We start from the raw sequence: 25115 nt of genomic DNA, 5'->3' as shown, positions 1-25115 counted from the left end.
GGATAGAAAATATTGTTATATTTTAGTCAGCAATCAAGTAAAATAATTAATGATTTTTGTAACGGGGGCTACCGGAATTCTGGGAAGAATAATTGTACTGGAACTTCTTAAAAGAGGGAAAAATGTACGTGCTTCCAAACGGCCGGGCAGCAATTTAAACGAAGTAAAGCATTCATACAGCTTTTATACGGAGAATCCTGACGATTTTTTCAATAAAATTGAATGGGTAAACGTAGATTTTGATGATCTCGATTCTTTAAAAACTGCACTGCAAGGCGTAGATGAGGTGTATCACTGTGCTGCCAAAGTAAGTTTTCATCCAAAAGATGAAAAAGAAATGTACCATACCAATATTAAAGGTACGGAAAATCTTTTGTTTGCCTGTGAAGGATCCGACGTTAAAAAATTCCTTCATGTAAGTTCTGTTGCCGTTCTTGATAATTTTAATGAAAAAGGAGAACTGGATGAAGATTCTGACTTTAATCCAAAACTGGAACATTCTGCCTACGCCATCTCCAAGCATTTATCCGAAATGGAGGCATGGAGAGCCTCTGCAGAAGGACTGAATGTGGTGATCATTAATCCCGGCATGATCGTAGGAAGCGGAAACTGGAACCAAAGCAGCGGTGAGCTTTTCTCAACCTTTGAAGACAATAGCTTTACCTTTTCAGGAGGCTCTGCGTATGTTGATGTAAGGGATGTAGCCAATACGGCTATAGGATTAATGGAAAATAACCTTTTCGGAGAACGCTTTATTATTGTTGCTGAAAATAACAGATATGCAGACCTTGCCAAACAGGTAAGAACCCGCCTGGGACTTAAAGATGCGAGAATTCTTTCACAATCTGTACTCAATATCGGAAGAATAGCCAACACCCTTTTTGGATGGCTGATTCCCAAACTAAGGATGGTAACCCAATCAAATATTGAGGCCATCTCTTCATTCAACACCATTTCCAATCACAAAGTCAGAGAAAAACTGAACTATCAGTTTATTCCCGTAAAAGAAAGTATAGACTTTCACCTGAACAATTATATTAACGACAAAAAGCTGAAGAAATGAATCTTGCAGAGGCAATTATCCTTAAAAATGTAGAAAAACATCCTATAAAAGCGGCCATCGGATTTAAAAAGAAAGATGCCTGGAAAGAGCTGAGCTGGAAAAAATTCAGTGAAATTATTTTTAAAACAGCCAATGCTTTAAAAGAATCCGGTGTTCAGGAGAATGACAGAGTCGGGATTTATTCAGACAACTCATCAGAATGGATGATCATGGATCTGGCTTCAATGGCTATCGGGGCAGTTACAGTACCCATTTATTCCACGAATAATGCTGAACAGGCAGAACATATCATCAACGATTCCGGTGCTAAAGCCGTTTTGGTAGGAAACCAGATGCAGTACGATGCCTGTCTTGAGTTTTTACATAAAGAAGAAAATAACCTGGAAACGATTATTGTTTCCAAAAAAGCAGTTTGGATCAAGAAAGAATTCAACAGTTTTTATCTTGAAGATTTCATTGCAAAAGCTTCACCCGAGCTGGAGATCTGTAAGAAAGAAAATGATGATACGGCCACATTGATCTATACTTCCGGAACTACCGGAATTCCAAAAGGAGTAATGCTTACCCACGGAAATTTCATCAAAGCATTCGACTCACACTTTGAATTTTTTAAGTTTAAAAACTTTGAAGAAGAACTTTCATTGGCATTCTTACCTTTAAGCCATGTATTTGAAAGAAGCTGGAGTTTACTTTGTTTGTACGGTGGTGCCCGTGTGTATTTCCTTGAAGATCCGAAAAATGTTGCCAAAGCACTGGAAGAAGTAAAACCTACCGCCATGTGTGCCGTACCAAGATTTTTCCAGAAAGTATATGCCGGAGTTCTTGAAAAAGCGGAAGAAGGTTCAGCTCTGAAAAAGAAAATCTTTGACTGGGCGCTTAAAACCGGATGGGAAACCGCAGAATTAAGAAGAAATGAAAGGCCGGTTCCTTTTGGATTAAAATTCAAAGAATCTATAGCTGATATGCTGGTTTTCAGTAAAATTAAAAATAAAATGGGTGGCAGACTTTGGTTTTTACCTTGTGGTGGAGCTTCGTTATCACCTGAAGTAACCCGTTTCTTTGAGTCAGTGGGCATTCACGTAACTGTTGGATATGGATTAACGGAAACTACGGCAACATTGACCCTTTTCCCATTAACTCACTTTGAGCATGGAACCAGTGGAAAGCCTCTTCCGGGAGTAGAAATGCGTATCGGAGAAAATGATGAGATCCAGGCCAGAGGGAACGGAATCATGAAAGGCTACTACAATAAACCTGAAGAAACCCAGAAAGTATTCACAGAAGACGGATGGTTCAAAACCGGTGATGCCGGAAAGTTTGATGAGAAAGGAAATCTGATCATCACAGACAGAATTAAGGACCTGATGAAAACTTCCAACGGAAAATATATTGCTCCGCAACAGATCGAAAACCTTCTGACCAATAATAATTTTATCCAGCAGATTATGCTGATTGCGGAAGGAAGACAGTTTGTTTCAGCACTGATCGTTCCTAATTTCGAATTTTTACAGGACTATATTAAGAAAAATAATATTCCTTTTACCAATTGGGAAGGTGCTGTAAAAAATGAGAAAGTAATCGATCTTTACAAAGAGAAAATCAAAGAATTACAAAGCCACCTGGCAGATTATGAAAAAGTGAAGAAATTCACGTTAATGCCGGCAGAATTTGATATCAACACAGGAGAAATTACTCCCACCCTGAAAGTCAAAAGAAATGTGGTGATCAAAAAATATGCGGATATTATAGAGAAGATGTATTAAAAATTTTAATCTCCCTTTTCACGTCAATTACAATTGAAGACGTGAAAATTCCCCTCTTTTGGAGGGGTGGCGAAAATTCAAAGAATTTTTGACGGGGTGGTTCAAAATAATGACTTAAAGTAAACTATGACAACACAGGATTTTATAGGAAAAGAAAATTTCACCATTCATACCCAAACGGTTTCGGAAAGCTGTCCGTCCAATATTGCCCTGATTAAATACTGGGGAAAATATGCTGATCAGATTCCTGCTAACCCAAGCATCAGCTACACGTTAAACCATTGTAAGACCAATACTTCAATGGAATTTACTGCGAATGAACCTTTTTCAGTACAAACTTTTCTGGCTGGAAATGAAGAAGTGAAGTTTGCCGAAAAAATTGAAAAATATTTCAGAAATATAGAACAGTATCTTCCATGGATTCTGAAAGGAAAATATATCATCAGAACAGAGAATACATTTCCGCATAGTTCCGGGATTGCAAGTTCGGCTTCTGGATTTGGAGCGATTGCAAAATGTCTGATGGAGTTGGATGCTTCGTTTACAGGAAAAACGTCTGGAGAAGAATCTTTGAGAAAAGCTTCATTCCTGGCAAGATTGGGAAGTGGAAGCGCATGCCGGAGCTTGTATAACGGACTTGTAGTGTGGGGTGAAACCGATGAGGTAGAAGGAAGTTCAGATTTGTTCGGAGTACAGTATCCCGATGCTGAAATTCATGAAGTATTCAAAAATTTTAATGATTGGGTTCTGTTAATCCATGAAGGGCAGAAAAGTGTTTCTTCAACAGTAGGACACGGCCTGATGAAGACGAATCCTTATGCAGAAAGAAGATTTCAGGAAGCAAGGGAAAACTTTGTTCCCATGAAAGAGATCCTGAAAAACGGAGATATGGAACGTTTTATCAAACTGGTAGAACACGAAGCACTTACATTACATGCCATGATGATGATGAGTGATCCTGCTTTTATCCTGATGAAAACAGGTACTTTGGAAGTCATTAATAAAATCTGGGACTTCAGAAGAGAAACAGAACTTCCTCTATTCTTTACACTGGATGCAGGAGCTAATGTTCACCTTCTATTCCCGAATAACGGATCTGAAGAACAGATTAAAACCTTCATAGAAGCTGAATTATTACAACACACTCAAAAGAATGGAGTAGTGAAGGATATAATGAAATTTTAATAAGAATAAATATTCAATAGAAGTGGGCTTTAGCCCACTTTTTTAATCCTCAGTAACAACCGTTTCCCGTTCTCCATCTTCTTTCTTTCCTTCCTCGATCATGATTTCAGCCTCTGCTTTCTCTTCAGCAGTTGCCGTTTCTATCAGTTCTTCCTGTTCATCGTTGTGATGATCTATGAAAAACTCGCAGTATACCGGAAGGTGGTCTGACCCAAAATTTTCCAATGTCTTCAGCTGTTGGATAAAAATATCCTCACTGTGAAACATCAGATCGATAGGGAATCTTAAAAGACGGTATTTGGCATGAAAAGTAGAAACGAAAGAATGCCCGATTCTGGGATCTATCAGGTGGCTTGTTTTTCTGAACAAGACAGATGATCTCGACCAGGCAACATTATTGAAGTCTCCTACGACAATAACAGGTTTTTTGATATCTTTTACACGCTTGGCTGTACTTAGAAGATCGCCGTCTCTTTCCTTTGATGTTTCTTCTTCCGTAGGACTTGGCGGCGGCGGATGAACTCCAAAGAAAACAAAAGAAAAACCATCAGGGGTTTTCATATGGATCTCAATGCTCGGGATGTCATCAGCAACGAAATAATGGGTTTTCGCTTCCTTAATCTCAACTCTTGAATAAAAATGCATCCCATAGGTATTTTCAAGAGTTACTTTGTGTTGGTAGGAATATTCTTTTTCCAGAGGTCTCATTGCTTTCTCCCAGTCACTGTTGCTTTCCATCGTCATGAAAAAATCAGGGTTATGTTTTTTAACAAGCCCTATGAATTTCTCATACTCTTTATTGAACTGATAGACATTGGCCGAAATAAAATGCAGTTTATCAGAAGACCTGTGAAGTTGTCTGTGTTTTTTTACAGGATAAAAGTGGGTGTATTTAATGAGTGTTTGACCGTGATGAATAAACATGACCAGCAGAAGCCCCTGATAATACCAGAAATATTCTGTAGAGTCTGTGAAAAAGCCTAATACGAAAGTAAAGAAGATAAGGTAGGTAACCTGTATTTTGGCAAATTCAGGAACTCTGAATATCCAGTGGGAATGCTGAATTTTCGGCAGTATTGTCATGACCATAAGAAGTATGGCCAGAATCAGATAAATAATCCACATATAATAGCTCTGATATAATTGGGTTACAATTTAAGGAAAATGAATTTTAAAATTTGTTAATCAATTTAATTTTTATTTTATCTATTTTTAATTATCTAAATCTATACTATGAATAAAATAATGGCATTTCTTGTTCTGATTAGTATTTCGTGCTTCGGCCAGCAGAATACAGATATTGAAAAACCTATCCGAAACCTGTTCCTTGGTATGAAAAATGCAGATCCTGAGTTGGTAAAATCCGCTTTTGCAGAGAGTGCAGTACTTCAAACCATCACAAAAGACGGTACTGTAAAAAGTGATGGTATTTCGGATTTCATCACTTCGGTTTCAAAATTTACAAAAGGAGATCTGGATGAAAGAATTATAGTGGAAGCCATTCATACAGATGGAAATCTTGCAACTGTGTTTACCCCTTATTCTTTTTATTTAAAAGGAAAATTATCACACTGCGGAGCCAATAGTTTTCAGCTGGTAAAGCAGAATAATGAATGGAAGATCCAGTATATTATTGATACGAGAAGAAAGGATAACTGTAAAGAAATACAATAATAAAGTTCAATTGAAAATCAGGTTAAAATAAAAATGAAGATTCACCATATTGCCATCATCTGTTCAGATTATGCCGTTTCAAAAAAGTTTTATACGGAAATTTTAGATCTGCATATCATCCGTGAAGTATACCGTGAAGAAAGACAGTCTTATAAACTTGATCTTGCTATAGGAGATCATTATGTGATTGAGCTGTTTTCCTTTCCCGATCCTCCCCAACGTCCGTCACGTCCCGAAGCATGTGGTTTAAGGCATCTCGCTTTCTCGGTAGAAAATGTCACTGAAAAACGAAATGAACTGGTAGAAAAAGGATTAATCTGTGAAGAAATCCGCATAGACGAATTCACCGGAAAAGAATTTTTCTTTACCCAGGATCCAGACCAGCTGCCGTTAGAGTTTTATGAAATATAAAAAATTAGTGCGCGTAACCTGCAAAGAAACTCACCGCCATAATCGCTAAAACAATAGAAGAAATGACTACATATACGTAGTCTTTTTCTTTTAAATAACCTATTAAAGCGAAAACAATTCTCATAAGAGGAGTGAAGATCAGCAAAAGAATACCCAGCTGAATAATAGCCATTCCTTCTCCTTTGCACAGGGAATCCCAAAAATGACCCCATACTTTTTCAGAAGAAGTACCTACCACAAGGCTGGTATATTTTTCAGGCATTTTAAAACCTTCGAAAAATAACTTGATAAAACCGATCAATGATGTAGCCACAGACAGAATAACACCCAGTCTCAGAAGATTTCCTACCGAACGGTTCAGATCTACATCTGTAAAATTCTTTTTCATTATCTGAAACTTTTGTTGATACCGTTATACATCATATAAATAGAAAGAATGGTAATCACGATGGCAAAAAATACTTTTAATTTTTTGGTCTTCGATACCATCAGGGTTTTTGAGCCGATAAAACTTCCGATAACAACACCAATCAATACTGGTGCTACAATGACAGGAATAATCTCACCTCTCTGGAAATAGATCAGGGCACTGGCTACTGCCGTTACTCCGATCATAAAATTACTGGTGGTTGTAGATACTTTGAAAGGAAGCTTCATCATATTGTCCATCGCCAATACTTTCAATGCACCGGAACCTATTCCCAGAAGTCCGGACATGGCTCCTGCAAACATCATCATCAAAAATCCGGGAACTGTATTTCTTGCAGAATAGCTTTTCAGTACTCCTTTATCAGGAAATGTTCCGTACAATTTCAGTTTTTCCTCCAGACTTCCTTTTACCAAAGGTTCCTGGTGATCAGGTTTCCCTTTAAGATTTAAAATAACGGTTAAAAGAAGAATACTTGCGAAAATAATTCCGATTGTATTGGGGTTAAGCATTCCTGAAACAAGGGCTCCAATAATAGCACCTGCTGTGGTAGCTATTTCGAGAAACATTCCGATTCTCATATTGGTAAAACCTTCTTTTACAAAGGCTACAGCCGCACCGGAAGAGGTCCCGATCACAGAAATAAGTGAAGCACCGATAGCGTAATGCATTGGAACGCCGAATCCCAGCGTTAATAAAGGAATGATGATAACTCCTCCTCCTAAACCCGTAAGTGAACCTAAAAGACCCGCCGAAATTGCGCCAAGGAAGAGTATGATGATTTCTGACATACTACAAATAATACTACAAATATAAAATTATTGTGATAGTCTGCCAAACATTTGAAAAAGATAAATTTAACGTATTTTTGTATGCATGAAAAATGTAATGAAATTATTTTATGTCATCCTCGGGGCAACACCCAAAGGAAGAAATATTGAACAACACGATGTTTTCTTCGGAATCGCGGAAAGTCTTAAGGATCTGGTTCCCGATATGAAAGACTTCTGGAAGGAAGCAGAAGGAAAAATTCACCTGGACTGTTATCAGGAAGTGAAATTTGCGGACGGGTACAAGGTGGAGATTGTAGAAAAGGGAGAGAAATCTTCAGAAGATCAATTATTTTTTCTGAATTTAGGCGGCTACAAACCTGGTTTCTTTGAAGAATTTCATGAGCAGCATTTAATGGTAGGGCAGTCTATGGGTGAAATTGTGAAAAGAGCAAAAGCTACCGGATTCTATCAGACAATGGGGTTTGAAGGTGCTGTAAGCCATATTGATGATAAGCATGGAGTGGATATTGATGATATTTTCAATGTAAGTGATATCCTTCCTGCCTCCATGAAAGAAAAATATTCTATCGTTCTTCATAAGTCTGATGAAGAAAATCAGGAGAACCCAATGGGACTTGGCTATTTAAAAATCGATAAAATTCAATAAGAGTAAATCTAATAAAAATAAAAAATGAAAATAGGAATTCTGGGAGGCGGACAGCTGGGAAGAATGTTAATACAAAGTGCATTGAAGTATGATGATGAGTTTTATACTCTGGATCCGGCTTCTGATGCGCCATGTCATAATATCTCGTATTTTACACAGGGAAATTTCAATGATTATGATACGGTTTTAAACTTCGGAAAAGATAAAGATGTTGTAACCATTGAAATAGAACACGTAAATGCTGATGCACTGGCAGAACTAGAAAAGCAGGGAATAAAAGTGGTTCCTAATGCCAATATTATCAAAACAATTCAGCAAAAAATCCTTCAGAAAGAATTTTATAAAGCTCATGATATTCCAAGTCCGGAATTTCAGGTGGTATGGAACAGTGATGAGAAGATCATTATGCCATTGCCATTTGTTCAGAAGATGAATACAGGAGGATATGACGGAAAAGGAGTACAGGTGATTAAAACAGAAGAAGATTATCAGCATCTGTGGACCGAAGCTTCTGTCATTGAAAGCCTAGTAGATATTGAAAAAGAACTTTCTGTCATTGTCGCAAGAAATGAAAAAGGAGAAACCAATATTTTTCCGGTAACGGAAATGGTAGCTGATCCAAAACTGAATCTTCTGGACTTCAATGTATGTCCGGTTCTTCTGACGGAAGATGTTCAGAACCAGATTGATTCCATTACAGAAAAATTTCTGGCTGCAGTGAACTCTCCGGGATTATTTGCCATCGAATTATTCCTTGATAAAGAAGGAAAAGTATGGGTAAATGAAACTGCTCCAAGGCTGCACAATTCAGGACACCAGAGTCAGGAAGGAAATACCAATTCCCAATTTGAGCAAATGTACCGCGTGGTGAAAAACTTACCTTTAGCGGATACTGATGCTATCACTTACAGCGGAATGCTGAACCTGGTTGGAGCGGAAGGATATGCCGGAAAAGTAGTCTATGAAGGAATGGAAGATGTTCTTAAACTTCCTGAAACGTACATCCACTTATACGGAAAAACAGAAACCAAACCGGGAAGAAAAATGGGACATATCAACGTTCTTGCAGATTCCAGAGAAGAGCTTATGGAAAAGCTTGTACAGGTAAAAGGAATGGTGAGAGTAATTGCGGAGTAATATCAGTGTAAGATAAATAAAAGGGAGCTGTTTTTAAAGTTAAAACAGCTCCCTTTTATTTTTGAACTCATTCAATAGGAACGGGCTTTAGCCCGTTTACAAATAATCACAGATTCAATTGGCTTTAGCCGAAACTTAATTTTAGGTTTCGGCTAAAGCCAATTTTATTTCGATTGTTCACATCGGGCTAAAGCCCGATGCTATTGATTATTGAATTGTTTATTGATGAAAAAAACGATATTCACACATCGATAACCTCCATCATCCCTCTTCCAGCGTCCAATCTCTTATTTAAAAATCTTCTGAATCACATTTCCAATCTCCACAAAATCCCCGTGATTTCCTACAGAACGTATTTCCGGGCTGTTTTTGTCATACTCCGAGAAAGGGAAGATCAAAAGGTAATTATTGTCTTTCAGATTCCTGTTCAACAGCTCAGGGATCAGTCTCATTCTTGGAATATATGACTTCATACCGCGTTTGGCCATCAGAATAATCAAGGCTTCATCATCTTTCAGCTGTGCTGCGGTTCTTTCTCCGTCCTGCCATGTGCTCATAATAATGAATTCAGCTTCTATATTGGCTTTCTTTATGATTTTTTGAAGAATATCAATAATGTTTTCAGGAGCATAAAAAACAACTGTAGCACCGGAATTTCTGGCAATATTCCATACCCTCAGCAATGCATGGAAGAATCCTGCTTCCTGATGAGCATTCTCGGGAATCATCACTGCATATTTCTTAATGGTGGAAAGCGGTTGTGCAGCATGGTAAACCAGTACATTCACATCATCATTCTGAAGATAACCGTTATAAAGATTATATACAAAAGAAGGGGAGAATCCTTTTTCGTCTTCCAATCCAATGATAAGATCCGTTATTTTCTGTTCTTTAATCACATTATTGACCCCGTTGATGACATCATTGTCATATCTTTTTAAAGCCTGTAATTTTACATCTGCTGCCGCGGCTGCATCTGCTGCCTGGTGTAGAAGTTTCTCCGCATTCTTTACCGAAGATTCATTTTTGTCTTCGTTGATGACATTCAAAGCAAAAAGATCTTCTGTATTAGAATGTGCTTTGATCAGAATTCCCAGATTCACCATTCTCTCAACAGTGGCTTCATGGTTGATGGCTAAGAGAATATTTTCTTCTTCATGGGTATTTCCGGAAACAGTATCTTCGTTATCACTCTCAGCAATTTTCTGAGCGCTCGCCATGGAAATAAATGAAGAGATGGTACATGAAATCAGGATAAGGAGAATACTTCCGTTCAGTACGTGTTCGTTTAATAATCTTACAGGTTCTCCGGTTTCAGTTTCGGAGAGGATGATGTTATATCCAACCATTACGGAAGCCAGTGTTGCTGCTGCGGAAGCAGAGCTTAATCCGAAGATCAGTTTTCCTTCCTCTTTGGTCAGCCTGAATGTTTTCTGAGTGGCAACCGCAGAAAGGTATTTTCCTCCGATAGAGGCAACCAGCATAATTCCGGCAACTTCAAGTGTTTCCCAGCTTTTAAAGAAAACTTTAAAATCAATCAGCATTCCTACACTGATCAAAAAGAACGGGATAAATATGGCATTTCCTACAAACTCAACCCTGTTCATCAAAGAAGAAGTGTGAGGGATAAGTCTGTTTAACGCCAGTCCGGCAAAGAATGCTCCGATGATAGCTTCTACACCAGCCAGTTCAGCTAGCATAGCAGCCAGATAAATCATAACCAGTACAAAGATATACTGCGAAATTTTATCATCCACTCTTTTGAAAAACCATCGTCCTATAATAGGGAATACAATAAGTACAATAAGGGCAAAAACGACAAAAGAGACCGATAATTTAACCCAGAATTCTGTTCCCACATCACCTTGAGACATTCCCACAATCACAGCAAGTACCAATAGGGCAAGAATATCTGTGATCATCGTACCGCCAACGGTGATGTTAACTGCTTTATTTTTCGCGATTCCCAACTTACTCACCAATGGATAAGCGATAAGCGTGTGAGACGAAAAAAGACTGGCAAACAGAATGGAAGTCAGCATAGAGAAGTGTAAAATATAATATCCTCCCAGATATCCCAGTACAAAAGGAACTGTAAAGGTATAGATACCAAAGGTGAGACTTTTCCATTTATTCTTTTTAAAATCCCCCATGTCGATCTCAAGACCTGCCAGAAACATAATGTAAAGAAGTCCGGTGGTTCCGGTTACTACAATACTGCTGTCTCTGGATAAAACATTGAATCCGTTCGGACCAATAATCGCTCCGGCAATGATCAGTCCCAGGAGATGAGGAACTTTAATTTTATTAAGCAGCAATGGAGCTGCGAGGATGATGACCAGTACCAACAGGAACTTCAGTACCGGATCTTCTATAGGAAGGCTCAGGTTGTGTATACTCAGTAAAATCATAAGTGTTTATTTTGTGGAACGTACTAACTCAACAGAGAACTTGGCGGTACAGCCATCTGATGTGATGGTTCTTGTTCCTTTGATCTTGTTGTCCGAAATATCATTAAGAAGAACGCTCATTTCTACATTCTTTTTGGCTGTAGAATCTGTTTTGAAAGACAGTCTGATCTCATTGTTTTCAAACTTGCCGGTGTAAAGCCTTACCAGATTATTGTTGTTGATGATTTTGGTAATAGGCTGGGTAGAATCATTATCAAATTCCCAGATATCGGTACGCTGGTCACCTACTGCATACTCGCTGCAGTTGGATTCTGTACAGATTACTTTACCGTTCCAGGGTCCGGAAATTTCTGCAGGCCATGCAGCGGTGATCACTACAGAATCTTTTTTCGCAAAAATACTGTCTCTCATTTTCAGCAGAGACTGATATTCGGATTCTTTTTTTGCGAATATTTTTTCTTTCTCTAATAATTGTTTTTCCCTGTCTGTCAGGTTCTTTTCCTTCTCTTTGTAATCACAGCTTACCAATAGAAAAGAGGCAGCCAGCAATAAAAAAAATGTGTTTTTCAGCATATTGTATCAGTTGGAGTATACAATATAAGAAAAAATGAAGGAAATAGAAAATCCCTATATAACGGATGTGCTTTTAATTCTATTTAATAAATTAAAAAGCAGCGGGATAGACGGGTTGAAATAATGAATAATATTTTCTGATTTACGACTCGATTCTTTGTTTTTTAAACATGGCCGGATTGTAATTGATCACAAAAACCCCAACAATAATAAGTATGGCAGCAATGATGAATTTGGCAGAAATTTTTTCATCAAGAATCAGCCAGCTTAAAAAAATGGAGATTACCGTATTGATGTAAGCCAATATGGATACCTGAACAGGTGAAACTTTGGTCAATGCATAATGGAAAGCAAAAAATGCTGCTACAGAGCCAAAACAGGATAAATAAAGCATCGCAGAAATACTTTTCAGACTCCAGTTTCCGAAATTATAGTTTTCTGAAAAAAGAAAGGCAAAAATAATCTGGATAATTCCCGCAAAGGCAAACTGGTAAAAGAGGTTCAGTGAGATATTCCCGCTTTGAATGTTCAGTTTTTTGGTGAAAATAGTTCCTGAAGCCCAACCTGCAATGGCAATGAATAAAAATAATATTCCCAGTGCATAATCCGGGTTTTTCAGATCATTAATGCCATCCCAGAAAATAAAAAGAATGCCGCTGAAACACAGAACAACTCCGGTAAAAGCCCGCCAGCTGAATTTCTGCAGGCCTAAAGCCATACTTCCGAAAAATACCAGGATAGGAGAGCAGGCACTTATCAGTGAAGTAAGGCTGCTGGTAACTTCCTCTTCCGCTACTGTAGTCATTCCGTTTGCAATCACAAGCATTAATAAAGAGAAGATAAACTGGTATTTCAGGCTTGTCCAGCCTATCCATTTGAATTCTTTTCTATAGGTAAGAATAAGGAACATGATAATCGCTGCAAGGAATTGACGTATTCCTGCTACAAACCAGGCGGGTATTGTTTCTACCGCAACCCTTATTGATAAAAACGTAGTACCCCAGACAATAGCAACGGTACATACAGCCAGTGTAAGTTTATAATCTTTCAATTTAATGTGGTGTAACAACAAATATATCTATTTTCCCAGGAATTGTTATGGATACAGATGTTGTAATTTATAGGAGTACAGATGAAAAATCTGAGCCAAAAAGATCTTTATTTATTCTTTACATTTTAAAAGGCAGATCTATTGAAAAATTAAATTATTTTTGGGATTATAAGCATAAACCGTTTCCCGGATTTTTTGTAGTTTTTCCTCTTTACATTTTTATTTTTTATCTTTGAACATCTAATAAAATTGAAGATGGTAGGAATTATTATGGGCAGTCAGAGTGATCTGCCGATTATGGAACAGGCTGCAAATTTTCTTAAAAGCCTCGATATCCCTTATGAATTAACAGTAGTTTCAGCGCACAGAACACCGGAAAGAATGTTCGATTATGCAAAAACTGCTCAGGAAAGAGGTCTGAAGGTAATTGTAGCAGGAGCAGGAGGAGCAGCACACCTTCCGGGAATGGTGGCAAGCTGTACTACACTTCCGGTAATCGGGGTTCCTATTTTGTCCAGTAATTCCATAGACGGATGGGATTCTGTTTTATCTATCCTTCAGATGCCCGGTGGAATTCCGGTGGCTACTGTGGCTTTGAACGGCGCTTTGAATGCAGGGATTTTAGCTGCAAAAATTTTAGGAAGCGGTAATGAAGAAATCGCTGCAAAACTTCAGAAATACCAGGATTCCTTAAAAGATAAAGTTCTGGGAACTGTGGATGATATTAAAGCACAGCACCCAAATCATTTTGACCAATAAATTATTTCAACTCAAAATAAAAGCCTCACTTTTCAGCGAGGCTTTTTATTTTATTTTTTAATGAATTTTGAAGAGATGGTCTGATCTTTCAAAATGAGCTGCAAAATATAATTTCCTTTCGGTAACGATCCTACATTGATCATTTCTTTATTAGGATTTCCTTCCAGTACAAGTCTTCCACTTGCATCAAAAATTCTGTACTTTTTAATGTCACTTAGTCCTTCAATATGAATATCATCCACAGCGGGATTAGGATATAGTGAAAGTTTTTTATTCAGCCTGACTTCTGATGAGGACAATAAACAGTTTCCTACCGTATCACCAGACATCGTCCATCCTTTATTAATAAGAAGATCCCTTTTATCTGTTGCATTGGAAGCATAAGTCAAAGGGGCTACAATGTCTAAATCAACATTATTGGCAGTATTAGGATTGTCTGCCCATCCTGCCAGTGTTTTACTGAAATTTTCACAATCCATTCCTGTCTGCATCAAAGCCTGGGCTCCGTTATTAACGCTGGCAAGATTCCAGCTTGCAAGGGAATGATTAAAGTTGGGTGTTTCCTTAAGAATCTGGTCTATTCTGGTAACCTTGGTCATATCCCAGTTTTCAAGGGAATGACTATAGGCCGTGCAGCCATGAATAGCATGGGCCATATTGGTAATTTTAGAAGTGTTCCAATGGTTTAAAGATTGATTGAAAGCAGAGTCAAAATGGAACATAAAACGAATGTCTTCAAGGCTTGAAGTATCCCAGTTATCCATAGGTTGATTATAGTTTGGGCAAAGAGCAAACATCCATTTCATATCAGTTACGCCCGAAACGTTCCAGTTGTTTAAGGTCTGGTTAAAATGTGCTCTTCCTGCAAACATAAAACTGAGATCAGTTGCAGAGGACATGTCCCAAGTATTAAAATATGGAGGATTGAACTGATCAGAAACTGAGCTGATAACGGTGTCAAAGATCAGGGCAAACATGAATCTGAAATGCTTAACTTTAGAAGTATCCCAGTTTTGCATGGAGCTTGTGCCTGTAAAGCTTTTTGTACCATAAAACATATAAGAAGCATCTTCAACATTACTTAGATCGGGAATATCTGTAGCAGTGATCTGAACAAGTTTACATTGGCTGAAGGCATTGTTCATCGATGTCCACACAATGTTTCCCCATTGTTCTATTTCCAGTATCTTATCAGCGCTTCCGTTGACCTGCCAGATCGGGAAAATCTGATCCGGAAGCTGAGTTTCCTGTACATCTCCGAATTTTATTTGTTGAAAAACGCCATTTCCGTTACTTACTTTTACTCTGTACTTGGCATCATTTTTTTCTGCGATCGACATACCAAAGTCAATAAGAACCTGTTTTGTGGAGGTTACGTCGAGGAGGGAACCGTTGTGTTGGGGATATCCTACTTCTTCCCAATAGATATCGTAGTTTTCACCAATTCCGGGAAACCATATTTGTTGGGAACTTGCCTGATAGGGAGCACTTACAGTGATTGGCTGTGTTATTATAGAGGCGGGTTTCCAGATCGTGATAAATTCATTCTGGGCTTTCGCCATGAATACCAGTGTAATACAAAAGCTTACCAAAAAATTTCTGAGTAGCATAGGGAAAAATTTATGGTTATTTTTTAATGAATTTTGAAGAAACCGTTTTTTCTTTCATGACAAGTTGTATCATATAATTTCCTTTTGGCAGAGTACTTACATTGATAATATCATTATTAGGATTTCCTTCTTTTACAAGTCTTCCGCTGGCATCATAAATTTTATATGCCTTAATATCAGCTATTCCATCAATGTGAATATCATCTACAGCAGGATTAGGGTAAAGCAGAGTTTTTTTATTCAGCTTTATATCCGATGAAGATAATAAGCAGCTTCCTGGAGTATCACCTACAAATGACCACCCTTTGTTGATCAGAATATCTCTTTTGTCTGATACATTGGGGGCATATTTTAGTACTGTTAAGGAACCTAATGAGATATTGTTCGCTGTATTGGGATTGTCTGCCCATCCTATGAGTGTTTTGCTGTAATTTTCACAATTAAGTCCTGACAGTGTTAAGGAGCCTGCACCATTAATAAGTGAAACCAAGTTCCAGTTTCCTAATGGCTGATTGTAATTCGTTGCACCATTCAGTATATCATCGATTCTCTTTACTTTAGTCATGTCCCAATTTTCTAAAGACTGATTAAAGGATGTACAGCCATGAAATATATGCGCCATATTGGTCACTTTGGAAGTATTCCAGTTTAATGGCTGATTGAAAACAGGAATCATGTGAAGCATAAAGTGCATATCTTCAAGATTTGAGGTATCCCAGTTATCCAGACGTTGATTAAAACTTAAACACTGTCCGAACATCCAGCTCATATCGGTCACCTTGGAAACATCCCAGCTATTAAGAGACTGGTTGAAGACAGTTCTGTTTCCAAACATATAGCTGAGGTTGGTGGCTGAAGACATATTCCAGCTGTCAAGATAAGGCGGGTTGAATTGCTCTATCAGCCCTGCTGATGGGGGAGTATCAAATAAAAGTGAAAACATAAAACTGAAATTCTTAATTTTTGATGTATCCCAGTTTTGCATAGAACTGGCACCCTTAAAGCTGGTTGTGCCATAAAACATGAAAGAAGCATCTTCCACATTATTAAGATTGGGGGCATCGGTTGCTGTAAGCTCCATAAGCCTGCACAGACTGAAGGCTCCGTTCATAGTAGTCCATGAAATATTACCCCATTGTTCTATTTCCAGTATTTTATCTGAACTTCCGTTGATCTGCCAGATAGGAATGATTTGCTCAGGACCAGGAAACAATTGAGCAGTTCCGAATTTTATCTGCCTGAACATTCCGTTACCATTCGTAACTTTCACTCTGTATTTGGCATCATTTTTTTCTGCGATCGACGTACCGAAGTCGATAAGAACCTGTTTTGTGGATGTTACGTCGATGAGTGAGCCGTTGTGTTGCGGGTAACCTACTTCTTCCCAGTATATATCATAATTATCACCAATTCCGGGAAACCATATCTGCTGTGTGGTTGCCTGATAGGGAGCATCTACATTTACCGCCGGTAATACAGTAGAGGCCGGCTTCCAGATAGTAATAAATTCATCCTGAGCCTTCACCAAGAAGACCAGCATAAAAAAAAATAATGTTGGAATTTTTTTTAAAGTCATGTTTATCATTTTATGGGTATTAGTTGTTGTCTTTGGCTATTGTTTAATAATGGAGAGGAGAGATCCTCTTATCCGTCTTAACTTGTTGCTGAACGGATATGGAATTATGATCATGTTCCTATATGACTTTACCGGATGTGTTTTTTGTGAAATGAAATGATAATATATGGAGAGAGAAAAAAGTGAAAGTTTTCGTGCATGTCATTAGTTTGTGAAATAAGCAATGCTAAAATAATAAAAAACTTAATATATTTTCAACTTAAATGTAAAATTTATAGTATTTTATAAATTTTAATGAATTTATGTAAATAAAAAAACTCTCCGTTTTGGAGAGTTTGCTTTATTCCTGAATCATATTATCACGGGTGTTTTTCTGCACTGCGATGGCTCCGAAGAGAGCCAGTAAAAAGGCAAAGGCATAAAAACCTTTTTCACTTGGAAGGATGGTGGCATTCCAAAGTCCGATGGCCAGTAGTACAATCGATGATAATGTTGCAAACCAGCAGATTCCATAATAAATATCGGTTACCTGAATGTTTTCTAATCTGTCACGTACTGCTTTCTGTAACGAAACCACAGCAAATAAGCCATAAAGAAGGATGGTGAAATAATATCCTTTCTCATTCAGCAGCATTTCTGCTCTTGCAAGACCGACAATAAAGCCTATCATTCCTGCTCCCAACGCTACCCACGAAGCAGCCACAAATGCATTCGATACTCTTTGTTTTTTCATAGTTTAATGTTTTGTTTAAGAGGGCTAAGATATTCATTTTTTATAAATAGAGCTCTGATAAAGGGAAAATATGGGAAAAATTCTGAATAGAATGATAAAGTGGTTTTATGTTTCGGCTAAGCAGCTCCTGTTGAATAATATAAATCTATCTATGATTTATCATTCATCATTTATATTTTCCTAGCCCCGATAGCAGCGGTTACCCCGGAACTTGTGCTGAGGCCCTTCGGCTTCGCTTAGGTTGAAGGTGCTGGCGTGAGGAGTATGAGCGGATAGCGGGAATCAGCTCATCAAAAAACTCTCCAAAATGGAGCGCTTTGTTTTACTGAGTGATATATTCGTAAGTATATTTTGCATAATCATTATTATCCAGTTTTACCATGACCTGAGTTGGCAATTGATTACTATTATATTCTATCTGATAGGTGAAATTCATAATTTGGCTCCAGTTTCCAGTGCCATCTTTGCCACTTATTTTTACTGTGGTATAATTATTTTGACTTAAAAACTCTGCTCCTCCCATAATCATTCTAAAATATTTGCCCACCAAAGAATAGGGATTTATCTTATTATCATATGAAAATTCTTTTTTATTAGTATGTGGACCGCCAATACCATCACTAACCGAAATTTCTTCCGAAACATTATCACCACTATAAGTATATGACATGGTAGACGGGATGGGACAACTGGAAGACTCACAAGTAGAAGTAGCAGTAACTTTACCATTAGTATAAGTCATTGTTGTATTATAGTGAGTATCTGGATCTATTTTCTTGATCATCGTAAGCTGATCACCATTATAAGTAAAGGTTTTATAATAAGCTACGGTACCATCTGCTTTCTGGTAAGTAATTTTTGAAGGTTTTCCGGCACCATCATATTCCAGAACGGAGGTTGTGGTTTCTGATGTAATTTTATGTAATTGTTTCTGACTGTTATAATCTAATTTTGTAATGCTGGTTTGTGGCCCGGAGGGACTTGTATAATAAACTGTAGTGACTTTACTTAATAATATTTGAGAATCAGAAGGATTGGGTTCATTATTTTCGTCATTATTGCTACTGCAGTTGAGGAATAAAAATGAGCTCATCAACCCGATAAATAATTGTTTTTTCATGTATTTAAAAGTTTTATTAAATAAGGATTAAATATATTCATTATTTATAAAAACAGGTCTAGATGATGACGAAAATATCAGGTAAAAAAAACTCTCCAAATTTTGGAGAGTTAAAGTCTTATTATTGAGTGATATATTCGTAAGTATATTGAGCTGAAAGATTTCCGTTGGCTTCTTTTGAAATCACCTCAGTAGGATAACCAGCGCTGTTGTATTGAATGGTGGAAGCTCGGGTTTGATTTTGGATCCAGACTCCATTACTTTTATAGCTGATTTTTTCCGTCAGATAATTGTTTTGACTTACCGCATAAGCTCCTCCCATCATAATTTTTAAGTATTTGTTGATATTGATGTATGGGTTCTGTTTATCATCATATGAGTAAACAATTTTTGTGCCGTAACTGGATCCTCCACCTTCTGAAATTTCTGTTGAAATATTGTTTCCATCATAAGTATAAGTATCCACGATGGGGTTGGAGCAGGCTGGTGACTGGCAAAGAGATGAAGAAATTACCTGTCCGTTGGTATTATAATTATAAGTAATGGTTCTGTTATAATCCGGGTTATTCGTGTAGATTGCCTTAACTGATGTAAGCAGATCACCATTGTAAGTATATGCTGAATAATAGTCTACCGTACCATCTGGTTTATAATATGTAGTTTTAGTTGGTTTTCCGTTACTGTATTCAAACTTGGAAGTTCCTAAAGCTGACGATGTTTTGATAAGTTCACCCTGATTATTGTATTCCAGAGTTTGTATGCTTGTCTGCGGCTGCGATGGATTGTCATAATAAACTATTGTGACTTTGCTTAATAATACTTTAGAAGAGGTATTGTTTCCCTCACTATCATCATTACTATTGCAGCTGTTAAAGAAGATTACGGAGCCCGCGAGCCCCAGAAATAAGAATTTTTTCATGTTATTTTTTTAGGCGACAAAAATAAGAAATGCTTTATATGCTGCATAAAAAAATCCCACTATCTTACCAATAGTGGGATCATATCATGTTTTGTTAAGATCTTAGTATCTGTAGTACTCAGGCTTGAATGGCCCTTTTACGTCTACACCGATATACTCAGCCTGCTCAGGAGAAAGAGTTTCAAGCTCCACGCTTAATTTCTTAAGGTGTAAAGCAGCAACTTTTTCATCCAGGTGCTTAGGAAGCATGTATACTTCGTTTTTGTAAGCTGCAGCGTTATTCCATAGTTCGATCTGAGCTAACGTCTGGTTAGAGAAAGAGTTAGACATTACGAAGCTTGGGTGGCCTGTAGCACATCCTAAGTTAACCAATCTACCTTCTGCAAGGATGATTACTTCTTTTCCTTCGATTGTATAGATATCCACCTGAGGCTTCACTTCAGATTTAGTATGACCATAGTTTTTGTTCAACCATGCCATATCGATTTCATTATCGAAGTGACCGATATTACAAACGATCGCTTTATCTTTCATTTTAAGGAAGTGCTCTCCTCTTACGATATTGAAGTTACCTGTTGTAGTGATAATGATATCAGCATTGTCTACCACAGTATCTAATCTTTTTACTTCATAACCGTCCATAGCAGCCTGAAGTGCACAGATTGGGTCGATTTCCGTAACAGTAACGATAGAACCAGCACCTCTGAATGAAGCAGCAGTACCTTTACCTACGTCTCCGTATCCGCAAACTACCACTCTTTTTCCAGCAAGCATTACATCTGTAGCTCTTCTTACTGCATCTACAGCAGATTCTTTACATCCGTATTTGTTGTCGAATTTAGATTTAGTAACCGAATCATTTACGTTGATGGCAGGCATTACTAAAGTTCCGTTCTTCATTCTTTCGTAAAGTCTGTGAACCCCTGTAGTGGTTTCTTCAGAAAGACCTTTGATATCCTTTGTGAACTCAGGGTATTTATCAAAAACCATGTTTGTTAAATCTCCACCATCATCCAGAATCATGTTTAATGGTTTTCTGTCTTCACCGAAGAATAAAGTCTGCTCAATACACCAGTCAAATTCCTCTTCATTTAATCCTTTCCATGCATACACCGGAATTCCAGCAGCAGCAATAGCAGCAGCAGCGTGATCCTGTGTAGAGAAAATATTACAAGATGACCATGTAACTTCAGCTCCTAAAGCTACAAGAGTCTCGATAAGCACAGCCGTTTGGATGGTCATGTGAAGACATCCTGCGATTCTTGCTCCTTTCAGCGGCTGAGATGGTCCGTATTCTTCACGGATAGCCATCAAACCTGGCATTTCTGCTTCTGCAAGGGTAATTTCTTTTCTACCCCATTCTGCAAGGGAGATATCCTTAACTTTATAAGGAACGTATTGTGTTGTAGTACTCATATGTAATGAATAGTTTTAAAATTCAATTGATAACGAAAGGCAAAATTACGATTTATAATTAAGATATAAAAACGGCAAACCAAGTTCGGTTTTATGAGATTAAACATGGATTAATATTATTTAGTCTTAATATAAATAACTAATTTTATCTGATAAACAAATATATTATGAACCAAACCCATACAGAAAAGAAAATCAAACCTGTTGCTCCCAAATTACAGGAACTGATCAATGCTTCAAAAAGTGTAATTCTTGCTACTGTTGATGCCGAAGGGAATCCAAATTCAAGCTATGCACCTTTTGTACAGGTTGATCAGACATTTTATATTCTGGTATCTTTCATGGCAAAACATACTAAAAACCTTGCTGCCGGAAGAAAAACATCTATTATGTTTATTGAAGACGAATCGGCAACCAAGCAGATCTATGCGCGCGAACGTTTAACCCTTGAAGCAGCTACTTCTCAGATCGAAAGAGATTCTGAAGTATGGAATACTGTTGTTGGGAAACTTAGAGAAACTCACGGCAAAGTAGTAGAGGTAATTTCCGAAATGGGAGATTTTATTTTAATTGCATTGCAACCTCTAAAAGGATCTTATGTAAATGGTTTCGGAAGTGCGTATTTTGTAAATTCGAAACTCGAAATTGTAGAGCACAGAAATGATGCGAATCATCAGTCTAAGTAATTAGCTGGAAGCTGGGAGAAGGAAGCTGGAAGTTATAAAGATTAAGGAAACAAAGAGTCTGTTTTTTCCTCAACGGATTCTTGGGTCTGAAAATTCTTTTTACCACGAATAGTAACTTCCATCTTCCAGCACCCCTCTTCCATTCCTTTCAACTTCCGCATCTTTTCACTATTTTTGTCCAATAAAAAAAGAATGCCCCTCTACAGAGATTTTTCAGATGACAATGCCACCATTCTGGTTTGGAAGTATGATGAAAGTGAAGAACTTGATATCAATGAACTTCTTGAACCGGAAAATGCGGAAAAAGTAAAAGATTATCATCCTAAAAAATTGCTGGAAGTTCTGATGGTGCGCAAGCTTCTGAAAGGATTAAAACCCAATTCTAAAATTTTATACAAAGAAAGAGAGCCTTTTCTTTCTCCCTACGATGCGGAAATATCTATTACGCACTCTTTTCCTTTTGCGGCGATTGCTGTTTCTAAAAATAAAATAGGAATTGATATTGAAAAATTCAATCCTAAGATTTTAAGGGTGATTGATAAATTTACCTATGAAAATGAGCGTGGATTTATTCCGGAAGACAAAGCAGATACTTTCTATACCATTATATGGAGTGTAAAAGAAAGTATGTACAAAATTCATCACTCAAAATACTGGTCTTTAAAGAAAAACTATGAAGTAAAACCTTTTGAGCTGAAGCACCTTCATAAAATAAGCTGCCGGGTATATGACGATCAGTTTTCAGATGAATTCAAAGCCAGGGTAGAATTCTTTGACGATTACTGCTTTACGATTGTGGAGGAGTAGGCTCAGTTTCGTTTTTATATTTTTCGATCACTTTTCTCTGTTCCTTTGCGACATCATAGATCAGCTCCAGAATATCGTGGATATTTTTAAGCTCGGTTAAATGTGAAATTTTATCAGGATCTCTTCGGTCAATAATTTCATTTTCTTCAATCTCTGTTTTTCTTTTCAGGAGCATATCTTCAATGGAGGAATCTTCCGGCTCAAGGCGGCTTTCCATTTTCAGGGTTTCATTAATATCATTTCCGTTGAGAAGAGTAGAGGTTTGCTGCATTTCGGCCTCAATCTTTCTGCTCCAGCTTTCAGCATCTATTTCAGGATACTGCTCATTACTTTTTGCATATTGGGATAGGGAAGCCGTATAGGCAGTAATCAGGTGGGATGTTGCCACAAACTGGTGTACCACTTCCAGTTTTTTCTGCTGATTTTTAGGATCAGAAATCATTCTTTGAAAATTATCGGAAAGGTTAGCCAAAGAAATGATGGCATTTTTTCGCTTTACCTTATAATCTTCGAGATCGAAATTTCCCTGTAAGAATTTGGAAATCACACTCTGGAAGTAGATAAGGTTGTCCGCGGCAGATTTCTTCATCAGATCCAGGTTTTGCGTATGTTCCCAAACCGGCAGTACAATATATGACACGGCAAAGGCAATGATCCCAGCAATAGCAGTATCCAGGATTCTGTCTTTAAAAATAACATTGACTTTCCCCGGGTTTAAGAAATTAAAGCTGAGGAATACATAAATCGTCATGAATAATACCGCCCAGAAATACCGTCCTTTCAAAAAGCTGAAACACATGATCATACTAATAAGCAGAATAGCAAATAAAACGCCGTTAATATGGACAAAATACAGAATGGCATACGCAATACTTGCTCCGGCAATGGTTCCATAGAGACGCAGCAGGTTTCTCTGCTTTGTAATAGAGTAGGCCGGTTTTAAGATGGCTGTAATGGTAATTAAGATCCAATACGTGTGTCCCAGTCCCAGAAAATCAAACATAGAAAAAACGTATCCCAGCAGTAAAGCTGTTGTAATTCTTATGGCATGACGGAAATGGGAAGATGATAATGAAATATTATTTCTCAGAACCTTAGCATTCAGTTTAGGTTCATTGGGCATGAATTTCTTAAGATCCAACCCTGTAGATAAACTTTTCGCCAGTTTGATATCCTGTGAAAATACTTTATAGATCTCGTTGATTTCTTTCGTGATTTCATAGATACGCATCAGGATCTGGCGCAGGATCATGAAATTTTCCAGATTGTCGGGAGAAAGCTGTTTATTTCTGAGTTCGAAATAATTATAATTTAAGTTTTTTAATTCCTCTTCCAGATTAAACATCGACCTGGCTCTGGTACCACTTTGCAGGGCGATTCCGATATTGGTGATCTCTTCCGCCAGAAGGTTCAGATAATCGTGGATATTCACCAGGATCATACTGTCTTCAAAACTCTGCTGTAATTTTTGATAGTCACTTTCCGAGGTCATCAGTTTTTCATGAAGGTCCATCGAATTAAGGAACATCAGCATTAATAAGCGGCTGGTGGTCGTAGATTCATTGACGATTGTTCTGGTTTTGAAAACTGTTTCTCTGGTATCTTCCTGAAGGTTTTTTATTTCAATCTGCTTGGCAATAACCTGAGTGGTCAGCTTATTGAAATCCGGATTTTTCTGATAATAATTGGCTTTGATCTTTAAAAACTCAGCCAGCTGAAGATAGTTTTCGCCAATCATCTGGCTTGCCAGCTTATAAGGACGGATGGTGGTTACAATAAGGAATATAAGCAGAAACCATATACAGCCGGAAGCAAATATCAGCAGACTTTTGAAAATATTGCTTCCCGTAAGATGCCCGTCAATAAAGATGGCGAGTACCACAAGGGATAATGAGCCTACAGCAGCTAATCTCTGGCCATACACGCCGATCAGGGAGAAAAACATCCCGAAGACAATGACTTCCAGAATGACCAGTACTTTAATATTCATCACAAGACTGGCAATAAGTGCTACAAAGACAAAACAGCAGATCGCAAAAGTAAGAGCATTTCTTCTTCGGATAAAAGGACCGGGCTGGTCGGTAAGGGCTACAAAGCTGGTTCCGAGAGGGAAAAGAAAATATTCTTTTAAAATCCCGAAGTGGGCGAGGACTAAACAAGGCAGAACAGTAGCTAATGTAATTCTGATCGCAGAATATACATACTGACTGGTTACAAATTTTTTTAGTTCCGCCGAATAGTTCATATTACAAAAATAGCTATTGAATTTAAGAAAATTGCCATAAATAAGAGACTTTTATTAACTTAAATATTATATTTTTTTTAATTGAGCTGTAGTATTATTTAAAATAAAT

Annotated in this window: 23 protein-coding genes; 10 read left to right on the top strand and 13 right to left on the bottom strand. The window is 37.6% G+C overall.

The features are described from left to right. Window positions 1-49: 49 nt before the first annotated feature. The 3 genes from AC5YGI_RS04420 (at window position 50) to AC5YGI_RS04410 (ending at window position 4011) form a co-directional block, all read left to right on the top strand. On the top strand, window positions 50-1063 hold the full coding sequence (locus AC5YGI_RS04420) for an NAD-dependent epimerase/dehydratase family protein (protein ID WP_330747233.1): 1014 nt from the start codon (window positions 50-52) through the stop codon (window positions 1061-1063). Further along, the gene (locus tag AC5YGI_RS04415; protein WP_496167617.1) at window positions 1060-2826 is read left to right on the top strand and encodes an AMP-dependent synthetase/ligase; all 1767 of its coding nucleotides are present in this window, start codon (window positions 1060-1062) and stop codon (window positions 2824-2826) included. The genes AC5YGI_RS04420 and AC5YGI_RS04415 overlap by 4 nt, the downstream gene beginning before the upstream one ends. A gap of 126 nt (window positions 2827-2952) precedes the next feature. Further along, complete coding sequence (locus AC5YGI_RS04410; protein WP_496167616.1) at window positions 2953-4011, top strand: diphosphomevalonate decarboxylase; 1059 nt, start codon at window positions 2953-2955, stop codon at window positions 4009-4011. Between the two features lie 42 nt (window positions 4012-4053). On the opposite strand, the gene AC5YGI_RS04405 is transcribed toward AC5YGI_RS04410, so the two are convergent. Beyond that, complete coding sequence (locus AC5YGI_RS04405) at window positions 4054-5094, bottom strand: endonuclease/exonuclease/phosphatase family protein (protein WP_496167615.1); 1041 nt, start codon at window positions 5092-5094, stop codon at window positions 4054-4056. A gap of 150 nt (window positions 5095-5244) precedes the next feature. Here AC5YGI_RS04405 and AC5YGI_RS04400 point away from each other — a divergent pair, with 150 nt between their 5' ends. After that, window positions 5245-5685, top strand: a complete 441-nt coding sequence (locus AC5YGI_RS04400; protein WP_330747229.1) for a nuclear transport factor 2 family protein — start codon at window positions 5245-5247, stop codon at window positions 5683-5685. A 33-nt stretch (window positions 5686-5718) separates the two neighbouring features. After that, a complete protein-coding gene (gene gloA2 / locus AC5YGI_RS04395; protein ID WP_330747227.1) occupies window positions 5719-6096 on the top strand; it encodes an SMU1112c/YaeR family gloxylase I-like metalloprotein in 378 nt (125 codons plus the stop codon). Window positions 6097-6100: 4 nt separating this feature from the next. Here the strand turns inward: gloA2 and AC5YGI_RS04390 are convergent, their stop codons facing one another. Then, the gene (locus AC5YGI_RS04390; protein WP_309421921.1) at window positions 6101-6484 is read right to left on the bottom strand and encodes a DUF1634 domain-containing protein; all 384 of its coding nucleotides are present in this window, start codon (window positions 6482-6484) and stop codon (window positions 6101-6103) included. Continuing rightward, window positions 6484-7314 carry a sulfite exporter TauE/SafE family protein gene (locus AC5YGI_RS04385; RefSeq protein WP_076597404.1) on the bottom strand — a complete coding sequence of 277 codons (831 nt, stop codon included), beginning with the start codon at window positions 7312-7314 and terminating at the stop codon, window positions 6484-6486. The genes AC5YGI_RS04390 and AC5YGI_RS04385 overlap by 1 nt, the downstream gene beginning before the upstream one ends. A gap of 97 nt (window positions 7315-7411) precedes the next feature. Between AC5YGI_RS04385 and AC5YGI_RS04380 the strand changes: the two genes are divergently transcribed. Both AC5YGI_RS04380 and AC5YGI_RS04375 read left to right on the top strand, forming a co-directional pair. Then, window positions 7412-7963, top strand: coding sequence for a DUF1543 domain-containing protein (locus AC5YGI_RS04380; protein WP_496167613.1), 552 nt, complete (start codon window positions 7412-7414; stop codon window positions 7961-7963). A 24-nt stretch (window positions 7964-7987) separates the two neighbouring features. Beyond that, a complete protein-coding gene (locus AC5YGI_RS04375) occupies window positions 7988-9100 on the top strand; it encodes a 5-(carboxyamino)imidazole ribonucleotide synthase (RefSeq protein WP_137905721.1) in 1113 nt (370 codons plus the stop codon). 287 nt (window positions 9101-9387) lie between these two features. Here the strand turns inward: AC5YGI_RS04375 and AC5YGI_RS04370 are convergent, their stop codons facing one another. The 3 genes from AC5YGI_RS04370 to AC5YGI_RS04360 form a co-directional block, all read right to left on the bottom strand. Next, window positions 9388-11511 carry a cation:proton antiporter gene (locus tag AC5YGI_RS04370; protein WP_227942038.1) on the bottom strand — a complete coding sequence of 708 codons (2124 nt, stop codon included), beginning with the start codon at window positions 11509-11511 and terminating at the stop codon, window positions 9388-9390. A gap of 6 nt (window positions 11512-11517) precedes the next feature. After that, entirely contained in the window at window positions 11518-12084 is a 567-nt protein-coding gene (locus tag AC5YGI_RS04365; protein ID WP_330747224.1) for a hypothetical protein, read from the bottom strand. Between the two features lie 142 nt (window positions 12085-12226). Then, the gene (locus tag AC5YGI_RS04360) at window positions 12227-13135 is read right to left on the bottom strand and encodes a DMT family transporter (RefSeq protein WP_277695299.1); all 909 of its coding nucleotides are present in this window, start codon (window positions 13133-13135) and stop codon (window positions 12227-12229) included. A 255-nt stretch (window positions 13136-13390) separates the two neighbouring features. Between AC5YGI_RS04360 and purE the strand changes: the two genes are divergently transcribed. After that, on the top strand, window positions 13391-13894 hold the full coding sequence (gene purE / locus AC5YGI_RS04355) for a 5-(carboxyamino)imidazole ribonucleotide mutase (RefSeq protein WP_330747223.1): 504 nt from the start codon (window positions 13391-13393) through the stop codon (window positions 13892-13894). 50 nt (window positions 13895-13944) lie between these two features. Here the strand turns inward: purE and AC5YGI_RS04350 are convergent, their stop codons facing one another. The 6 genes from AC5YGI_RS04350 to ahcY form a co-directional block, all read right to left on the bottom strand. Next, the gene (locus tag AC5YGI_RS04350) at window positions 13945-15504 is read right to left on the bottom strand and encodes a BspA family leucine-rich repeat surface protein (protein WP_330747222.1); all 1560 of its coding nucleotides are present in this window, start codon (window positions 15502-15504) and stop codon (window positions 13945-13947) included. 16 nt (window positions 15505-15520) lie between these two features. Beyond that, complete coding sequence (locus AC5YGI_RS04345; protein ID WP_330747221.1) at window positions 15521-17080, bottom strand: BspA family leucine-rich repeat surface protein; 1560 nt, start codon at window positions 17078-17080, stop codon at window positions 15521-15523. A gap of 340 nt (window positions 17081-17420) precedes the next feature. Then, entirely contained in the window at window positions 17421-17813 is a 393-nt protein-coding gene (gene yiaA / locus AC5YGI_RS04340; RefSeq protein ID WP_089790546.1) for an inner membrane protein YiaA, read from the bottom strand. Between the two features lie 322 nt (window positions 17814-18135). Beyond that, the gene (locus AC5YGI_RS04335; RefSeq protein WP_496167612.1) at window positions 18136-18933 is read right to left on the bottom strand and encodes a hypothetical protein; all 798 of its coding nucleotides are present in this window, start codon (window positions 18931-18933) and stop codon (window positions 18136-18138) included. A gap of 121 nt (window positions 18934-19054) precedes the next feature. Next, window positions 19055-19852 (bottom strand): hypothetical protein, encoded by a 798-nt coding sequence (locus tag AC5YGI_RS04330; RefSeq protein ID WP_496167611.1) that lies wholly within the window; start codon window positions 19850-19852, stop codon window positions 19055-19057. A 102-nt stretch (window positions 19853-19954) separates the two neighbouring features. Continuing rightward, on the bottom strand, window positions 19955-21268 hold the full coding sequence (ahcY, locus tag AC5YGI_RS04325; RefSeq protein WP_330747216.1) for an adenosylhomocysteinase: 1314 nt from the start codon (window positions 21266-21268) through the stop codon (window positions 19955-19957). Between the two features lie 167 nt (window positions 21269-21435). Here ahcY and AC5YGI_RS04320 point away from each other — a divergent pair, with 167 nt between their 5' ends. Together AC5YGI_RS04320 and AC5YGI_RS04315 are read left to right on the top strand one after the other, a co-directional pair. After that, entirely contained in the window at window positions 21436-21954 is a 519-nt protein-coding gene (locus tag AC5YGI_RS04320; protein ID WP_496167610.1) for a pyridoxamine 5'-phosphate oxidase family protein, read from the top strand. A 192-nt stretch (window positions 21955-22146) separates the two neighbouring features. Then, a complete protein-coding gene (locus tag AC5YGI_RS04315) occupies window positions 22147-22761 on the top strand; it encodes a 4'-phosphopantetheinyl transferase family protein (RefSeq protein WP_110011775.1) in 615 nt (204 codons plus the stop codon). Here AC5YGI_RS04315 and AC5YGI_RS04310 read toward each other — a convergent pair. Beyond that, the gene (locus tag AC5YGI_RS04310) at window positions 22742-25006 is read right to left on the bottom strand and encodes an FUSC family protein (protein ID WP_330747213.1); all 2265 of its coding nucleotides are present in this window, start codon (window positions 25004-25006) and stop codon (window positions 22742-22744) included. The genes AC5YGI_RS04315 and AC5YGI_RS04310 overlap by 20 nt on opposite strands. Window positions 25007-25115: the final 109 nt, after the last annotated feature.

This window comes from Chryseobacterium sp. CS3K3.1 (assembly GCF_059515165.1).
Note: the sequence above shows the minus strand (reverse complement) of the source record. Positions and strands in the feature narration are given on the sequence as shown.

Bases quoted from the DNA above. Each gene is read 5' to 3' on its own strand.
- AC5YGI_RS04420 (WP_330747233.1), top strand. From the start codon at position 50: ATGATTTTTGTAACGGGGGCTACCGGAATTCTGGGAAGAATAATTGTA.
- AC5YGI_RS04415 (WP_496167617.1), top strand. From the start codon at position 1,060: ATGAATCTTGCAGAGGCAATTATCCTTAAAAATGTAGAAAAACATCCT.
- AC5YGI_RS04410 (WP_496167616.1), top strand. From the start codon at position 2,953: ATGACAACACAGGATTTTATAGGAAAAGAAAATTTCACCATTCATACC.
- AC5YGI_RS04405 (WP_496167615.1), bottom strand. From the start codon at position 5,094: ATGACAATACTGCCGAAAATTCAGCATTCCCACTGGATATTCAGAGTT.
- AC5YGI_RS04400 (WP_330747229.1), top strand. From the start codon at position 5,245: ATGAATAAAATAATGGCATTTCTTGTTCTGATTAGTATTTCGTGCTTC.
- gloA2 (WP_330747227.1), top strand. From the start codon at position 5,719: ATGAAGATTCACCATATTGCCATCATCTGTTCAGATTATGCCGTTTCA.
- AC5YGI_RS04390 (WP_309421921.1), bottom strand. From the start codon at position 6,484: ATGAAAAAGAATTTTACAGATGTAGATCTGAACCGTTCGGTAGGAAAT.
- AC5YGI_RS04385 (WP_076597404.1), bottom strand. From the start codon at position 7,314: ATGTCAGAAATCATCATACTCTTCCTTGGCGCAATTTCGGCGGGTCTT.
- AC5YGI_RS04380 (WP_496167613.1), top strand. From the start codon at position 7,412: ATGAAATTATTTTATGTCATCCTCGGGGCAACACCCAAAGGAAGAAAT.
- AC5YGI_RS04375 (WP_137905721.1), top strand. From the start codon at position 7,988: ATGAAAATAGGAATTCTGGGAGGCGGACAGCTGGGAAGAATGTTAATA.
- AC5YGI_RS04370 (WP_227942038.1), bottom strand. From the start codon at position 11,511: ATGATTTTACTGAGTATACACAACCTGAGCCTTCCTATAGAAGATCCG.
- AC5YGI_RS04365 (WP_330747224.1), bottom strand. From the start codon at position 12,084: ATGCTGAAAAACACATTTTTTTTATTGCTGGCTGCCTCTTTTCTATTG.
- purE (WP_330747223.1), top strand. From the start codon at position 13,391: ATGGTAGGAATTATTATGGGCAGTCAGAGTGATCTGCCGATTATGGAA.
- AC5YGI_RS04350 (WP_330747222.1), bottom strand. From the start codon at position 15,504: ATGCTACTCAGAAATTTTTTGGTAAGCTTTTGTATTACACTGGTATTC.
- AC5YGI_RS04345 (WP_330747221.1), bottom strand. From the start codon at position 17,080: ATGACTTTAAAAAAAATTCCAACATTATTTTTTTTTATGCTGGTCTTC.
- yiaA (WP_089790546.1), bottom strand. From the start codon at position 17,813: ATGAAAAAACAAAGAGTATCGAATGCATTTGTGGCTGCTTCGTGGGTA.
- AC5YGI_RS04335 (WP_496167612.1), bottom strand. From the start codon at position 18,933: ATGAAAAAACAATTATTTATCGGGTTGATGAGCTCATTTTTATTCCTC.
- AC5YGI_RS04330 (WP_496167611.1), bottom strand. From the start codon at position 19,852: ATGAAAAAATTCTTATTTCTGGGGCTCGCGGGCTCCGTAATCTTCTTT.
- ahcY (WP_330747216.1), bottom strand. From the start codon at position 21,268: ATGAGTACTACAACACAATACGTTCCTTATAAAGTTAAGGATATCTCC.
- AC5YGI_RS04320 (WP_496167610.1), top strand. From the start codon at position 21,436: ATGAACCAAACCCATACAGAAAAGAAAATCAAACCTGTTGCTCCCAAA.
- AC5YGI_RS04315 (WP_110011775.1), top strand. From the start codon at position 22,147: ATGCCCCTCTACAGAGATTTTTCAGATGACAATGCCACCATTCTGGTT.
- AC5YGI_RS04310 (WP_330747213.1), bottom strand. From the start codon at position 25,006: ATGAACTATTCGGCGGAACTAAAAAAATTTGTAACCAGTCAGTATGTA.